Source organism: Enterobacter sp. MGH 4, assembly GCF_000534735.1.
Classification (GTDB): domain Bacteria; phylum Pseudomonadota; class Gammaproteobacteria; order Enterobacterales; family Enterobacteriaceae; genus Enterobacter; species Enterobacter intestinihominis.
On the sequence record NZ_KI973295.1, the window covers coordinates 78,866 to 93,943 of the forward strand.

General features: G+C 58.4%; 15 protein-coding genes. 7 read left to right on the plus strand and 8 right to left on the minus strand.

Going from position 1 to position 15,078, the window contains the following annotated elements:
- The first annotated feature begins 24 nt into the window (after window positions 1–24).
- The 6 genes from qseB (at window position 25) to L350_RS05705 (ending at window position 4,220) form a co-directional block, all read left to right on the plus strand.
- Window positions 25–684: a quorum sensing response regulator transcription factor QseB gene (gene qseB / locus L350_RS05730; RefSeq protein ID WP_022649409.1), complete on the plus strand. Its 660-nt coding sequence runs from the start codon at window positions 25–27 to the stop codon at window positions 682–684.
- Window positions 681–2,030 carry a quorum sensing histidine kinase QseC gene (qseC, locus tag L350_RS05725; RefSeq protein WP_023306956.1) on the plus strand — a complete coding sequence of 450 codons (1,350 nt, stop codon included), beginning with the start codon at window positions 681–683 and terminating at the stop codon, window positions 2,028–2,030. The genes qseB and qseC overlap by 4 nt, the downstream gene beginning before the upstream one ends.
- 104 nt (window positions 2,031–2,134) lie before the next feature.
- Window positions 2,135–2,716: an NAD(P)H-dependent oxidoreductase gene (locus L350_RS05720; protein WP_022649411.1), complete on the plus strand. Its 582-nt coding sequence runs from the start codon at window positions 2,135–2,137 to the stop codon at window positions 2,714–2,716.
- A 30-nt stretch (window positions 2,717–2,746) separates the two neighbouring features.
- Entirely contained in the window at window positions 2,747–3,061 is a 315-nt protein-coding gene (locus tag L350_RS05715; RefSeq protein WP_003862506.1) for a putative quinol monooxygenase, read from the plus strand.
- Between the two features lie 151 nt (window positions 3,062–3,212).
- Window positions 3,213–3,653 (plus strand): peptidoglycan-binding protein LysM, encoded by a 441-nt coding sequence (gene lysM, locus L350_RS05710; protein WP_022649412.1) that lies wholly within the window; start codon window positions 3,213–3,215, stop codon window positions 3,651–3,653.
- Window positions 3,654–3,692: 39 nt separating this feature from the next.
- Window positions 3,693–4,220 (plus strand): hypothetical protein, encoded by a 528-nt coding sequence (locus tag L350_RS05705; RefSeq protein WP_023298611.1) that lies wholly within the window; start codon window positions 3,693–3,695, stop codon window positions 4,218–4,220.
- Between the two features lie 12 nt (window positions 4,221–4,232).
- Here the strand turns inward: L350_RS05705 and L350_RS05700 are convergent, their stop codons facing one another.
- The 3 genes from L350_RS05700 to L350_RS05690 are packed head-to-tail and all read right to left on the minus strand — an operon-like array spanning window position 4,233 to window position 8,560.
- On the minus strand, window positions 4,233–5,420 hold the full coding sequence (locus tag L350_RS05700) for a glycoside hydrolase family 88 protein (protein ID WP_023298612.1): 1,188 nt from the start codon (window positions 5,418–5,420) through the stop codon (window positions 4,233–4,235).
- Window positions 5,421–5,448: 28 nt separating this feature from the next.
- Window positions 5,449–6,714: an oligosaccharide MFS transporter gene (locus tag L350_RS05695; protein ID WP_022649415.1), complete on the minus strand. Its 1,266-nt coding sequence runs from the start codon at window positions 6,712–6,714 to the stop codon at window positions 5,449–5,451.
- Between the two features lie 31 nt (window positions 6,715–6,745).
- The gene (locus L350_RS05690) at window positions 6,746–8,560 is read right to left on the minus strand and encodes a DUF2264 domain-containing protein (RefSeq protein ID WP_032626281.1); all 1,815 of its coding nucleotides are present in this window, start codon (window positions 8,558–8,560) and stop codon (window positions 6,746–6,748) included.
- A 166-nt stretch (window positions 8,561–8,726) separates the two neighbouring features.
- Between L350_RS05690 and L350_RS05685 the strand changes: the two genes are divergently transcribed.
- Window positions 8,727–9,566 carry an AraC family transcriptional regulator gene (locus tag L350_RS05685; protein ID WP_022649417.1) on the plus strand — a complete coding sequence of 280 codons (840 nt, stop codon included), beginning with the start codon at window positions 8,727–8,729 and terminating at the stop codon, window positions 9,564–9,566.
- A 467-nt stretch (window positions 9,567–10,033) separates the two neighbouring features.
- Here L350_RS05685 and L350_RS05680 read toward each other — a convergent pair whose 3' ends face one another.
- The 5 genes from L350_RS05680 to L350_RS05660 are packed head-to-tail and all read right to left on the minus strand — an operon-like array spanning window position 10,034 to window position 14,695.
- Entirely contained in the window at window positions 10,034–10,909 is an 876-nt protein-coding gene (locus L350_RS05680; protein WP_015571883.1) for a MurR/RpiR family transcriptional regulator, read from the minus strand.
- Entirely contained in the window at window positions 10,906–11,856 is a 951-nt protein-coding gene (locus L350_RS05675; protein WP_032626284.1) for an iron-siderophore ABC transporter substrate-binding protein, read from the minus strand. Before L350_RS05675 ends, L350_RS05680 begins: the two co-directional genes overlap by 4 nt.
- 9 nt (window positions 11,857–11,865) lie before the next feature.
- On the minus strand, window positions 11,866–12,906 hold the full coding sequence (locus tag L350_RS05670; protein WP_032626286.1) for a FecCD family ABC transporter permease: 1,041 nt from the start codon (window positions 12,904–12,906) through the stop codon (window positions 11,866–11,868).
- On the minus strand, window positions 12,903–13,886 hold the full coding sequence (locus L350_RS05665) for a FecCD family ABC transporter permease (protein WP_032626290.1): 984 nt from the start codon (window positions 13,884–13,886) through the stop codon (window positions 12,903–12,905). The genes L350_RS05670 and L350_RS05665 overlap by 4 nt, the downstream gene beginning before the upstream one ends.
- The gene (locus tag L350_RS05660; protein ID WP_032626292.1) at window positions 13,883–14,695 is read right to left on the minus strand and encodes an ABC transporter ATP-binding protein; all 813 of its coding nucleotides are present in this window, start codon (window positions 14,693–14,695) and stop codon (window positions 13,883–13,885) included. The genes L350_RS05665 and L350_RS05660 overlap by 4 nt, the downstream gene beginning before the upstream one ends.
- Window positions 14,696–15,078 lie beyond the last annotated feature (383 nt).

Here is a 15,078-nt window from a genome sequence, read left to right on the forward strand (position 1 = left end):
TACTGACGGCATCAAGGAGGAAATATGCGCATTTTACTGGTAGAAGACGACAAGCTCATCGGCGATGGCATCAAAGCGGGCTTAAGCAAAATGGGCTTTAACGTGGACTGGTTTACCGACGGTAAAACCGGGCAGGCGGCCCTGTACACCGCGCCGTACGATGCCGTGGTGCTGGACCTGACGCTGCCGGAAATCGACGGGCTTGAGATCCTGCGCGCCTGGCGCGAAAGCGGTAAGAGCGAACCGGTGCTGATCCTCACCGCGCGGGATGCGCTGAATCAGCGCGTCGAAGGGTTACGCCTGGGGGCGGATGATTACCTGTGTAAGCCGTTCGCGCTGATTGAAGTGGCAGCCCGCCTCGAAGCGCTGGTGCGCCGCAGCCACGGGCAGGCGCGCAGCGAGCTGCGTCACGGCAAGGTCACGCTCGATCCGGCAAGTCTTGTCGCCACGCTGGAGGGCGAAACGCTGGTGCTCAAACCCAAAGAGTTCGCCCTGCTGGAACTGCTGATGCGCAACGCGGGCCGCGTGCTGCCGCGCAAGGCCATCGAAGAGAAACTCTACAACTGGGATGATGACGTCTCCAGCAACGCCGTCGAAGTCCACGTTCATCATTTACGCCGCAAGCTCGGCAGCGAATTTATCCGCACCGTGCACGGCATCGGTTATACCCTGGGTGACGCATGAAACTGACCCAACGCCTGAGCCTGAAGCTGCGCCTGACGCTCCTCTTTTTGCTGCTGTCCCTGGCGGCCTGGTTTGCCGCAAGCGTGGTGGCCTGGCACCAGACGACCGACAAGCTCGATAAGCTGTTCGATACCCAGCAGATGCTGTTTGCCAAACGGCTGCTGACGATGGACGTGGACGAACTCCGCGCCCCGGAACGCATGCGCGAGGTGCCGAAAAAAGCCAAACACGGCCATCTTGACGACGATGCGCTGGCCTTCGCAATCTTCACCGCAGACGGCAGCATGGTGCTTAACGACGGTGAGAACGGGCGCGACATACCTTATCACTACCGCCGGGACGGATTTGATGACGGTAGGTTGCAGGATGACAACGACGAATGGCGTTTCCTGTGGCTGACCTCCCCGGACGGGAAATACCGCGTGGTGGTTGGCCAGGAGTGGGAGTACCGACAGGATATGGCGCTGGACGTGGTCAGCTCGCAGCTGACGCCGTGGCTGGTGGCGCTGCCCGTAATGCTTCTGTTGCTGATTGTCCTGCTGAGCCGGGAATTGAAACCGCTGAAAAACCTGGCGCAGACCCTGCGTTCACGCTCGCCGGATGCGACCGATACGCTGCCCACCCACGGCGTGCCGACGGAGGTTCGCCCGCTGCTTGATGCGCTTAACCATCTTTTCGCCCGTACGCAGGAGATGATGGCCCGCGAGCGCCGCTTCACCTCGGATGCCGCTCATGAGTTGCGCAGCCCGCTTGCCGCGCTGAAGGTGCAAACCGACGTGGCGCAGCTTTCCCTTGACGATCCCGGGGCGCAGTCTAAAGCGCTGGGGCAATTGCATGCGGGCATCGACCGCGCCTCCCGGCTGGTGGATCAGCTTCTCACCCTGTCGCGCCTGGATTCACTGGATAATCTTGATGACGTCGAACCCGTGATGATGGCCGATTTGCTGCAATCCGCGGTGCTTGATATCTGGCATCCGGCGCAGCAGGCGGGCATTGATATTCGGCTCAACGTCAACGCGCCCGAGGTGATGCGTCACGGACAGCCGCTATTGCTGAGCCTGCTGGCGCGTAACCTGCTGGACAACGCCGTTCGTTACAGCCCGCGCGGCAGCGTGGTGGACGTGACGCTGAACACCCAAAGCTTTACCGTGCGCGACAACGGCCCGGGCATTTCAACCGATGCGCTGGCGCGTCTCGGCGAGCGCTTTTATCGTCCACCGGGCCAGGACGCCACCGGCAGCGGTCTGGGGTTGTCTATCGTGAAGCGCATCGCGGCGTTACACGGGATGCGCGTCTCGCTGGGCAATGCGCCTGAAGGGGGCTTTGAGGTGACCGTCAGCTGGTAGCCATTATTGCGATGAGCGCAAAAGACTTTGCACATTTTGCTTATTTTTCCGCTCCGTCCTCGCGCGTAGAATACCTAGCATACTCTCAGCATCGAGGACAAATAATGAGCAACATTCTGATTATCAACGGCGCGAAAGAATTTGCGCACTCTAAAGGCCAGCTCAATGACACCCTGACCGAGGTCGCGGATGGTTTCCTGCGCGACGCCGGACATGATGTTAAGGTTGTGCGCGCGGACAGCGATTACGACGTGAAGGCCGAAGTGCAGAACTTCCTGTGGGCCGACGTGGTTATCTGGCAGATGCCGGGCTGGTGGATGGGCGCACCGTGGACCGTGAAAAAATACATGGACGATGTGTTTACCGAAGGTCACGGTTCGCTGTATGCCAGCGACGGCCGCACCCGCTCAGACGCGTCTAAAAAATACGGTTCCGGCGGCCTGTTGCAGGGCAAGAAATACATGCTCTCCCTGACCTGGAATGCCCCGCTTGAAGCGTTCACCGAGCAAGATCAGTTCTTTGAAGGCGTAGGCGTAGACGGCGCGTATCTGCCATTCCACAAGGCGAATCAGTTCCTGGCTATGGAGCCGCTGCCGACCTTTATCGTCAATGACGTAATTAAAATGCCGGACGTCCCACGCTATATCGCAGAATATCGCAAGCATCTCGCGGAAATTTTTGCTTAACTGGTAGCCTGGAATTAGAAGGAGTTAATTATGCTTACCGTTATTGCTGAAATCCGTACGCGTCCTGGCCAACATCACCGCCAGGCGGTGCTGGATGAGTTCGCAAAGATCATCCCGACCGTACTGAAAGAAGAAGGCTGCCACGGCTACGCGCCAATGGTGGACGCCGCCACCAGCGCAAGCTTCCAGGCGACCGCGCCAGACTCGATCATCATGGTTGAGCAGTGGGAAACCGTCGCGCACCTTGAAGCGCATTTGCAGACCGCGCATATGAAAGCGTGGAGCGACGCGGTGAAAGGGGACGTTCTGGAAACCCATATTCGTATTCTGGAGCAAGGGGTCTAAGTTCTGTGAAATTTGCCGGGTAGCACTGCGTTTACCCGGCCTACAACTTCCCTCCCAGGCCCGGTAAGCGTTAACGCCACCGGGCTTTTTTTATCACCTTAACACTCAACTGCTATGCTTATTCTGACTTCATGTTAAACAGGAGGATGGAATGGGTCTTTTTAATTTCGTAAAAGAAGCAGGCGAAAAGCTGTGGGACAATCTGACCGATCATAAGGGTCAGAGCGACAAAATCACCGAGCACCTCAAGAAACTCAACATTCCCGGTTCCGATAAGGTTCAGGTTGACGTCACCGACGGCAAAGCCAGCGTGACGGGCGACGGGCTGACGCAGGAGCAGAAAGAAAAAATCCAGGTCGCCGTCGGCAACATCGCAGGCGTCAGCGAGGTGGAGAACAACATCACCGCGACAGATGCCAAAGATGAAGCTACTTACTATACGGTAAAATCCGGCGATACCCTGAGCGCGATCTCTAAAACCGTGTACGGCGATGCTAACCAGTACAACAAGATTTTTGAGGCTAACCGCCCTATGCTCTCCAGCCCCGATAAAATCTATCCCGGCCAGACGCTGCGTATTCCTAAAGCATAACGTCTAAAACAGTCGGTTCACGTCGCGCAGAGGAACAGAATGAAAATAGCTTGTCTTGGCTGGGGTTCGTTAATCTGGAAAAGCGGCGCGTTACCGGTAGCCGGTGAGTGGCAGACCGACGGGCCTTCTTTGCCCGTCGAGTTCTGTCGGGTCAGCGATGGCGGTGAACTGGCGACCGCCATCTGTATGAATGCCCCTGCCGTGCCGGTGCTTTGGGCATGGCTGGAGGCCACAACGTTGAGCGTGGCCTGCCGCGCTTTGCGTGAGCGCGAAGCCATTCCCGAGGATCGCTGCGATGGTATTGGCTCGCTGCTAATCACCGGACGCGACACGGGTATCCTGACAACATGGGCCAGGGAGAAAGGTATTGAAGCGATCATCTGGACCGGGCTCCCGCCGAGAAGCGCGTCACAGGAAGGCAGGGTTCCTGCCGTGGACGAAGCCATCGCTTATCTCGACGGCCTCAGCGGAGAGACCCGCAGCCATGCGCGGGACTATATTTGCCGCGTGCCTGCCCAGCTTGATACGCCCTACCGGCGCGTCATTAAAGACGTGCTTGGATGGTAATCCCCCGGCCAGTTACCAGTACAGTTTCCAGCTCCGGGTGAAACGCACCAGCGCCTCAACGTAGAAGTAATCTCCCCAGCTTGCGCACTCATCCACGCCTTTGTTGCTCCCGAGGTGGTAAACCGAGTGTTTAAGCAGCCCGTTGCCCTTTTCTTCTCTCCCCATCAGATAGTGTTTCGTCAGTGACGACATAATCCCTTTAGCCCACTCCATATAGCGCTCGCGATCCGGATCCGTGACCGGCAGGTGTTTCACCAGCTCCAGCAGCCCACATACCGCAATCGCCGCCGAGGAAGAATCACGCAGCGCGTCGGTGCCCACCAGCGCCAGATCCCAGTGGCAGACGTAGTCTTCGGGCAGGCGATTGAGGAAGTAGTTCGCCAGCCGTTTTGACAGGGCGATCATCGTCTCGTCGCCGGTATAGATATAGCTCAGCAGGAAGCCGTAAATTCCCCACGCCTGCCCGCGTGACCAGCAGGAGTCGTCGGCGTAGCCCTGCTGGGTGTTGCCGTAGCGCGGTGCGCCGGTTGTCACATCCATATAGTAGGTGTGGAATGTGGAGGCATCGTCACGAATGAGGTACGTCGCCGCCTGCATGACGTGCGCTTTTGCGGCGTCGGCAAAGCGCGGATCGCCCGTCTGCTCCGTTGCCCAGTAGAGCAGCGGCAGGTTCATGTTGCAGTCGATGATCATCCGCCCGGCCTGGTCCGGATCGGAGAGATCGCCCCACGCCTGGATGATCTTCGCCTTCTCGTGGAAGCGTTCCAGCAGAGCTTCCGCCGCCAGCAGCGAGAAGCCGCGCGCCTCGCGGTTTCCGGTCAGCCGCCACGCGGCTACGCAGGAGAGCGTGTAGAGGAAGCCTAAATCGTGGGTGTTGGTGTCGTTGCGCCCGGCGATGCGCAGGCCAAACGAGCGCACGTGTTTTTCCGCCATCGCGCGGAATTTTTCCTCGCCGCTCATCTCCCATGCCAGCCATAGCTGCCCGGTCCAGAAGCTGGTGGTCCACTCCACGTTGTCAGTCAGCGGATAAAAACCGTTCTGGCAGGTTTCCGCCGGGAATTTGTCGCCGAACTCCGTTAAATGACGGCTAATCAGGTCCAGAACGTGGCTGCGCGCCGAATTCAGTTCATCGCTGAATGCGCGGGAGTCAACGGGCGCAGCGATAACAGGCAGACGTTCTTCTTTGATACGACTTAACATATTTCGGTTCCTTCTTTGACGGCGTAATTTATCGTGTTGACGTTTCTGCTACGTTCAGCGCACGAGCCCCGCGCCATTTGCTCTGACAGGCGGATAACGTAAAAGCAGAAATAAGGGTAAAGGTCAGCGCCGTTGCGCCCATGATGATATAGGTGTGCTCAAAGCCAATACGGTCATACATATACCCGGCTGGGGAAGAGACCACCACGTTGCCAACGTAGAGCATTGCCTGATAGCCGAGTAAATACATGGTGGCATTGACGCGCTTGTCGAAATGCTCGGCGATATATTTAAATACCGACACCAGCAGGAGACAAATTTCCAGACCGTACAGCGGCTTAAGCACTGAAATTAACAGGTGAGAATCACACATGCCGGAAATAATCAGACGCGCCCCGACCACCAGCCCGACAATTAATAGCCCGCGTTTGGCGCCAATAAAGTTCACAAACAGCGGGACCACCATATACATGACAAATTCCATGCCCGACTGCACGGTCCCGAGATAACCGAATACCGCGTTGCCCTCATGAATATCATCGAAGAAGGTGACGAAATAGCGCGAGAACTGCTGTTCGGCGATAAACATCATCCACGCCACGCCCGCCACGTACAGGCAGAAGGCCCAGAATTTGCGGTTTCGCAGCAGGGCGTAAACGTCTGACGGGGCGATTTTCTCTTTCGTCAGCACCTCGCCCGCGTGAATGGAGTTAGTGTTCACTTTCAGGCTCAGCAGGACGATCAGCATCACCACCGACGCCACGCTGCCGAGAATAAAGTTATACGCCGGTGAGAGGTTAAACAGCAGGCCGGAGAAGGACGATGCCACCGCCCAGCCGAGCGAACCCCACATGCGAATTTGCCCGAACTCCATGCCGTTTAAGCGGCTAAAGCGGTCAGAATACGATTCGCACGCCGCCACACCCGCGTACCAGGCAAAGCTTAAATAGAGCGCGCCGATAATAATCCCCAGCAGGGTATTAGACATTAACAGCGGCTGGTATACGTAAATAAAGAACGGCGCCATCAGGGCCGACATGATCACCACAAAATAGAGCAGGTATTTGCTCATGCCGATCTTATCGAGAATATAGCCGTAGATCGGTTTAAGAATAACGGAGAATATCCCGTTCACCGCAAAAACGGTTCCAATCACCGAGCCGCTGAGATTGGCTTTCTGGCCAAGCCAGATCGCCAGCAGTCCAATACTGGCAGACCAGGTAAAGAAATAGAGAAAGATAAAGCTACTGATTTTGTAATATTCAGTTCTGTTAGTTGTCGATGTGCTTTTCATATCATCCTCGCCGACGTGTAGGGCCAGATTTTTATAATGTGAACGACAGCTTACGTTCGCTTCCGGGTTCGCTAATGACGACCCGGCTATGGGTTATATTCAGCTGCGGCGTCGCCGCAACGGGCTGTTTTCCGTCAGCCAGAACGGCGCAACAGAGCCAGCTTTCCCCTTGCGGGAGGTCGGCCTTTAACAACGGAATGGAAGCGCACTCCGCAAACATAATGCTGCTGTTCGGCGGCGTGACGATGCTGTCTGGCTGGCGGTGAATGACCGGCGAAAGATCGACAATGACGCTGCTGCCGTTTTCAGCCATCAGATAACAACCGCGATCGCGCACCTGGTGGGCGGTTTTCATCACCGCAAAGCCGCCCTCGACGGTTTGCAGAGTGCGCGCGCTGTTGATGCGGTGCAGGCGCAGGTGCCACTCCCCGAACGGGATCTGCCAGGTCGCAATCTGCACGTCGCGCCACGGCGACCAGCGCGAGAAAATGTAATGTTCATCCACCCGAACCTCTTCGCACTCGCGACGACCGCGGAAATAGTCATCTTCGTCCGCCAGCAGCAGCATGGAATCGCAGGCGGCATGCTTCAGGCCAAAACGCCCGCGCTCAATGGTGAATCCGAAGCGGCTGGAGTAGGCAAATTTGGTGTATTTCGCTTCGGTGTTGACGTAGTTATTCAGCTCCAGCTGACCAGCGGTGAGCATGACGACGTGCTGCGAAGCTTTCGAATGCATCAGGATCTGCTGCGCATGCGGGATCACATGTTTTTCAGCAAGCGCGGGCAGCGGCTGCTCGTCGGCCTGCCAGAACGGATGCGCCTCCGGCAGCGCCAGGATCAGGTAGGTTTTCAGCGCCCAGTACGGTGAACCGGGGGAGTTGTAATCCTCGCACATCGCCAGGTTCGGATACGCAAACCCCAGGGTAAGAATACCGTCGCGATCGACAATCGACTGCTGCTGCCACCAGCGCAGATGCCGCAGCACAATGCCCTTCACGATACCCGGGGTGAAGACGTCCAGCTGAGAAAAAGCCACCGCGCTCCAGAAGGCAACCATGGCAAAGCGGTAGGTCAGGCTGCGGCCAAACGGCACCGAGGCACCATCGGCGGCGGACCAGTAGATAAAGTCTTCCGCGAACAGACGCGAGCGCTCGCGCAGCACCTTTGCCCTCGCCTCGTCGTCACTCAGGGTGGCGTAAATCAGGCCATAAAAATGGAAAGCCATGGAGATGTAATAGTCTTTCGGGCGGCCGGGACCGTCGGAGTACCAGCCGTCGCCGAGGTAGTAGGCGTCCATCAGCGTAAAGCGACGGTCAATGGCGGCCTGGTCGTACGGCAGCCCGGCGCGCTTAAAGCCGAGCTGAACCATAATGGCAAAATAGTTCCAGTTGCTGTCCGGCATCTGCGCGTCGGTGATTTGGTTGAGCCACGCGTGCAGGTTCATCACCTCGCGTCCGGTAAAGCGCGCGGTGAGCGTCTCCCCCAGCAGAGCGAGCCCCAGACCGTAGGCCGCCATCTCCACCAGACGCTGATCGTACGGGCCGGTTTCACCCCAGTAGCCGGTGCTTTGCGGGTCGGTACCAAGCTTAATGGCAGTAAGGTACTTCTCGCTGAACGGCGTGCTTTCGCCGGATGCCATCAGCGGAAACAGCCCCCACAGCGCGCGGGAAAGTCCCTCCATCTGCGCAATATCCGCTGTGTAATGGGCGCAGGTATCACCCAGCGAGAATCGTGAAAGGTTCGCCGGAAATTGCGTGTCCAGCGCCTGTAAAAGTGCATTCAACGACGCCACTACCTCCTGGCGTGAAGACAACGGATTTGATTTTTCTTTGTTTGCCGCCCACATCGGTTCGCCCTCGTAATCAACTGCGGCAAAGCATAGTGAATCCCCAAGGGGCAGAAATGTTAGCCGTGTCACAGGCATGAACGATGAATAAACCTCCAGTTGAGAAAATTTAAAAAGGTGGTTTATAAAGACGGTCAGACGGGAAAAAGTTGAGTTTTATTGCACTATGCGCGACACGCCGACATCCGATCTTCTGGAACTGATCGCCCTGAACGATACCGTGGCCTCGTTCAGCCGCCTGTTTGCCAATACCGTGCGCTACCATCACTGGCACCAGTGTCTGGAGATCCTCTATGTGGAAGAGGGCTTTGGCGTGGCGATTGTCGATAATCGTCACTACACCATGCGCCCCGGACGGCTGTTTTTCTTCCCGCCTTTTACGCTGCACAAGGTCATGGTGGACGAACAGGCGGAGGCAATTTACCGCCGCACCATTATTCATCTCGACCAGCACGCGGTGCTGAAGATCCTGCGGGATTTTCCCCAGACCCGGCAGCGTCTGGAGCGGCTGTCACGCCGTGGCGGCGAAGCGTGGGTCGCCGATTTAGCCCACTTCCATCACCATATCGACCATCTGTTTAGCTGCTATAAACCGCCGATGAACGGCGAGAGCATCGCCAGCCTGCTGATCGGCCTGTTCGCGATGCTGCCCGACGATCGCGACGGCGAGCCGGGAAACAGCCAGGGGATCGCCAGCCAGGTGATGTTTTGGCTCGACGAGCATTATCAGGAGAAATTTCGTCTGGATGCGCTGGCCAATGAGCTGGGAAAATCCCGCAGCTACGTATCGCGAAAATTCCATGCGGAAACGGGCGAAAAAATTCACGACTACCTGAATACGCTAAGGTTGCGTAAGGCGTGTGAGTGTTTACTCCACACTGATTCGAGCGTGCGTGACATTGCCGCACAGACGGGTTTTTCCGACGTGACGTGGTTTATCAGCGCGTTTAAAAAAGGGATTGGCGAGACGCCGCTGCAGTACCGGAAGAACCATCGTGCGGTTTGACGCCCTCACCCACCGGGCTGAGGGTTCCCCACAAATTAATGCGAGCACTGAGCAATCCCCTCGCCCCTCCGGGGAGAGGGTTAGGGTGAGGGGAACATACGGCGGTGGTGGTCATTCCGTTCACTTTATGTTCCTTGCTACTCTGTAACGACATGACCGGTGAACGTGCCAGGGTGGCTCAGTCGCCACCACCCTGGCGACCCGGGCTCCCGGCGGTAAATCGCCGCTTCGCGGTGCCCTCGGCTTATTCCTTCCGGCTTATCGGGTACGGGCGGAGGCAACGTCCCTGTAAAGCCGCCCTCTCGGCGCATCCCTGCGCCTCGCCCCGGCCGGAAGGCAAACGCCTCAGCGATTTACAGCCGGACCAGGGCATCGCTGACAGCCCTCAGTCATTTAGAAAGCAACTTTATTGCTTCTGCATAAAAAAATTACTGGGGATCCCTCAGCCCACGGGGAGAGGGGGAAAATCAACCGCTCTTCTTGCCCGGCTTTAATCCGCGGTGTAACTCGTTGATGCGCTTCATCGACTTGATGGTGCGCTGCGGCTCGGTGGAGGCGACGGACAGAATAATCATCTCCAGGCACAGCAGCACCGTGCCGTGCAGCGGGATTTTGCCCTTCTCGCCGCCGCGCGGGACGTGGATCACTACGCTTGCCTCTTTGCTAAAGCGCGAGTCAGTGGCGTTGGTCAGCAAAATGGTGGGAATACCCAGGCGCTTCGCTTCGCGCAGCGTGGTCTGTCCCTCCCGGTGCGCGGATTTTTGCGCCATCATTACCAGCACGTCACCGCGCTGTAGGGCAATCAGCTGTTCGGCGAGGCCAATACCGGTGCGGTTGAGCGGGATCGCAGGCAGGCCTATACGGCTAAACAGTCGCGAGGTGTACTCAGCCAGAATGCCGGATGCGCCAATGCCAAAAATAGCGACCTGTCTCGCCTGCGCCAGCAGCGACACCGCCTGCGCCATCGCGTAGCGGTTGCCCGGTTCGGACAACACCGCGCAGGTGTGTTGATGGCCTTCCAGCACAAAATCGATGCTCGCGTCGACGTCGCTGGTAAGCGTGTTTACCGTCGTGGACATCTTCTCGCTGGAGGTGACCACCGGGCCAAACCACTGCTCCAGGGTCTGCTTGAGATCCCGCAGCCCGCCAAACCCAAGCGCCTGAATGGCACGCACCACGGTGGCGTCCGAGGTGTGTAGCACAGCGGCAATCTCCATTGCCGTCTGCTCCATAACCGCTTCACGATTTTCATTGATATAGCTCGCCACCTGCAGCAGGCGCGGCGTCAGCTGGTGCGCCCGCGAGCGGAGGCGGTCGCCGTAGACATCAATTTTTCGGATCATCGAGCGGCCTCCGGCAGCGGACGGCCCGCTATCTGCGACTGCACCTGCGCGGCCATCAGCCCCAGCGAGGCAAATGAATTTGAGATCGCTTCCTCGCGGGAGATGAGCACGTAATGCCCGGTTCGGCAGGCGTTGAGAAACTGACACCAGCCCGGCATCACCGCATCCATCGCCGCCAGCTCGTCCTGCGGTTTTCCGCCGGTGTCCCCGCGCCAGGTTGCAAAGACAAAGTCAGCATCCAGCTCCGGCAGACGCTCGGCGCTGACGTCGATGCGCCCGCCCTCCGGGATGCTCTCAATTAGCGGCGGGAACCTGAACCCTGCGTCGCGCAGCACGCGCCCAAGCGAGTGGTAGCTGTGCATGGCGTTGATTTTGCCCTGATTGGCCTGAATCACCGAGACGGTCAGTTTGCTCGTATCGATGGTCGTCTTTAGCGCCTCGATCTGCTCCTGATAGCGACGCTCCAGAATCTTCAGCCGCGTCTCTGTCCCGGTAAGCTGCGCCAGCTTGCGGTAGATCTCCGGCGCGCCGCCGTCGAGGTGATCGATACTCACCGTCGGGGCAATTTTTTCCAGCTGTTCGACCGGCGTGTTGCGGGTCGGCTCGGTGATGATAAGATCCGGCTTCGCCGCGGCGATGGCTTCAATATCGATATCGGCGGTGCCGATGAATGTGATGTCGGAATTATCAAAATCGATGCCCGTCAGCATGCCGCTGGAGCGCAGAAAATGGCTGCCGTCCGGTCGGGTACGGCCATGGCTGGCAACCGGCGGTACGCCAAGCTCGATCAGCGGAATGGTGATATCCAGGTCGTGCAGGGACACAATCCGCTTCGGGTTAACCGGCACCACCACTTTGCGGTTCAGGTCGTCAGTAAACGTCTGCGTTGGCTCTGCGGCTCCTGCAGCAAAACCCACCAGCACCAGCATTGCAAAAAATACGCGCATTTCTATCCCCTAAAATCGATCCCGACGCTGCCAGAGCAGCAGCAGGAAAAACGGTCCGCCAATCAGTGAAATGACAATTCCCGCCGGCAGCTGCAACGGGAGAAATGCCAGCCGCCCGACGTTATCCGCCAGCAGCACCAGCAGCGCGCCCAGTACGGCACTTCCCGTCAGCAGTGCCGTTTGCCCTCCGCGCAGCAGCAGGCGCGCCATGTGCGGGGCAATCAGCCCGACAAAGCCGATACTCCCCACGCAGGAGACGCAGGCCGCGGTGAGCACCACGGGGGCAAACACGCGCAGCAGTGCGAGGCGTGAAGTCCGCACGCCCAGCCCCGTCGCAGTGTGGTTGCCGAGCAAGGCTACGTCTGCGGCGCGCGCGGAAAAGAGCAGCAGCGCAAACGCCGGCACTGTCCAGGCAGCAGCGATGCTGACCAGCGTCCAGCTTGCCGCATGCAGACTCCCCGCCAGCCACAGCATCGCCGTCTGGACGTCGCGCACGTCGGCGGTCGTCATAAAGACCCCCATCGCGGCGGCAAACGCCCATGACACGCCGATGCCGATCAGGATGAATCGCGGGCGCGAGATATCACGCGCCAGCGCCACTACCAGCAGCGCGGTCAGCAGCCCACCGGCCATGCCGATAAGTGGACGCCAGTACGGCCCCAATCCCGGAAACTGAAAAATCAGCAGCAGCACCGCCGCGCTACAGCCCTCTTTCACGCCGATAAGTCCGGGGTCAGCAAGGCCGTTGAGGGTAATGGACTGCATGGCCGCCCCCGCCATGCCGAGCATCGCGCCGCACAGCACCGCCATCAGCAGGCGCGGCAGGCGGATATCCATCACAATGTAATGCGCATCCGCCGTCAGACGTTCAGGATAAAACAGCGCACGTCCGATGGCGGAAGCAGGAATGGGCAGCGAGCCGTGCGTCAGGCCAAAACTTAGCAGCAGTAAAACGGCAAGGGTTAAAACGGTCAGATACAGCAGCGCCCTCGGGCGAACCAGCGCCGAGAAGGAGGAAAATCGTACTGCCCTCAATCCAGCCCGGTTCATTTGAACATCCTTGACGCCATAAGGATAAAGACCGGCGCGCCGACCAGCGCAGTCATCACGCCGGTTGCCAGCTCATACGGCGTAAACAGCGTGCGGGCGGCGATATCCGCCATCAGCAGAACCAGCGCCCCGCAGAGGGCTGAGAGCAGCACCATTACGCGCAGGTCCACCGATACCAGACGGCGAATCAGCTGCGGCACAACGAGTCCGATAAACCCGATCGGTCCGGCAACTGAAACCGCCGCGCCGCACAGCAGGGCGATGGCCAGCAGCGCGAGCAGGCGCGTTTTCAGCAGCGACACGCCAAGCCCCTGCGCCATTCTGTCCCCCAGCGCCAGCATGTTCAGCGACGGCGACAGCCAGAGCGCCAGCGCAAAACCCACGGCAGCGGCCCCCGCGGCGCTAGCGGTCGTCTCGCCGATGACTCCCGCCACATCCCCCGCAAGCCAGGTCCGCATGGCCAGCAGCGTCTGTTCATCCAGAATCAACACCGTGGCGGTTATCGATGAGGCAAATGCCGACATCGCCACGCCGCACAGCGTGACTTTCATCGGCGTGAGACCGGTACGCCCGGATGAGGAGAACGTTAGCACCAGCAAAAAGAGCGCGGCGGCGCCGGCTGCGGCTATCAGAGGGCGGCCAAACGGCAGCGACAGCCCGAGGGCACTCGTCAGCACCACCGCCAGCGCCGCCCCTGCATTTAGCCCCAGGATATGCGGCTCGCCGAGCGGGTTGCGGATCACTGACTGCAGCAGCACGCCCGCGACGCCGAGCGCCGCGCCCGTCACCAGGGCGGCGCACAGTCGCATCAAGCGCAGCCTGACGATCACGCTATGCTCAAAATTGCGCGGGTCGAAGTGGAAAAATGCGTCTACTACCGTCCGGGGGGCGATAACGCGCGCCCCGATGCTCAGGTGCGCAATCGCGCCTGCCAGAAGCAGCAGCGTAAAGAGAATAAAGGCCACAGACGTGCGCATCATGGTTTGTCGACAGCCTGACGGAACGGCATAAAGAACGGCTTGCCGGTCAGCGGGTTAACCGACATATGCACGTCGACATCAAACACCGCTTTGATCAGCTCCGGCGTGCAGGCGTCGCCCTCATGCAGTACCCCCTCAACCTTTCCCTCACGTAAAAAGACCAGCGAATCACCGTAGTTCACGGCGAAGTTGAGATCGTGCAGAACCACCACCACGGTGCGCCCGTGCCGGCGAGTCAGCGTGTGCAACAGTTCGAGGATCTCCACCTGGTAGCGAAGATCGAGGTACGTCGTGGGTTCATCCAGCAGGATATAGGGCGTTTGCTGCGCCAGTACCATGGCGATCCAACAGCGCTGGCGCTGGCCGCCGGACAGGCTTTCAACCAGATGATGGGCAAACTCTGCCGTTCCGGTCAGGCGTAACGCCTCCTCCACGGCCCGCTCGTCTTCTTCGCTCCACTGGCGCATCACGTTCTGCCAGGGGAAACGTCCGCGCGAGACCAGCTCAAATACGGTTAACCCTTCTGGAAGCAGCGGAGACTGCGGCAGGATCCCGAGCTGGCGGGCGACCGCTTTGGTTGGCTGCGAGTGGATGGCTTTGCCGTCCAGCACCGCGCTGCCGCCGAGCGGCTGAAGCAGCCGCGCGAGGGTACTTAACAGCGTCGATTTTCCGCAGCCGTTTGCGCCCACCAGAACAGTCATTTTCTGCTGGGGGATCGCAAGGGAGATATCATCAACGATGATTTTTTTCTGGTAACCCGCGGAGAGGTTCTCAAGAACCAGTCCCGGCTTTTTGATGTAGTGAGCCACGTGAACGCCAACGTAAGAAAAAAAACCAACAAATAAAAATAAAACTCATTCTCTTTTGTGAGTTTGCCGCCGCGCCATGTAGTAGTCAAGCGAAGATACACCCTGTAAACCCCAGGGATAATTGAGCATCTCCGCACAAATTAAAATTCATTTTTATCAAGTATTTTCAATGCCTTAAACAAGAAACCAACGCGTATTAGCCAGAGAGAAACCTCTGTAGCGAAATTTTTATTTATTCCATTTACTACTACACCCCCTCATGCTTGAATGATTCTCAATTACAAGTCCGATGCCGTAGAGGCTAACGGACAGACCGTAAGGGCAATGACTCACACATTCTTCCGCGAGCATTTCATCGCAGGATATTTTGGGAAAACAGATGT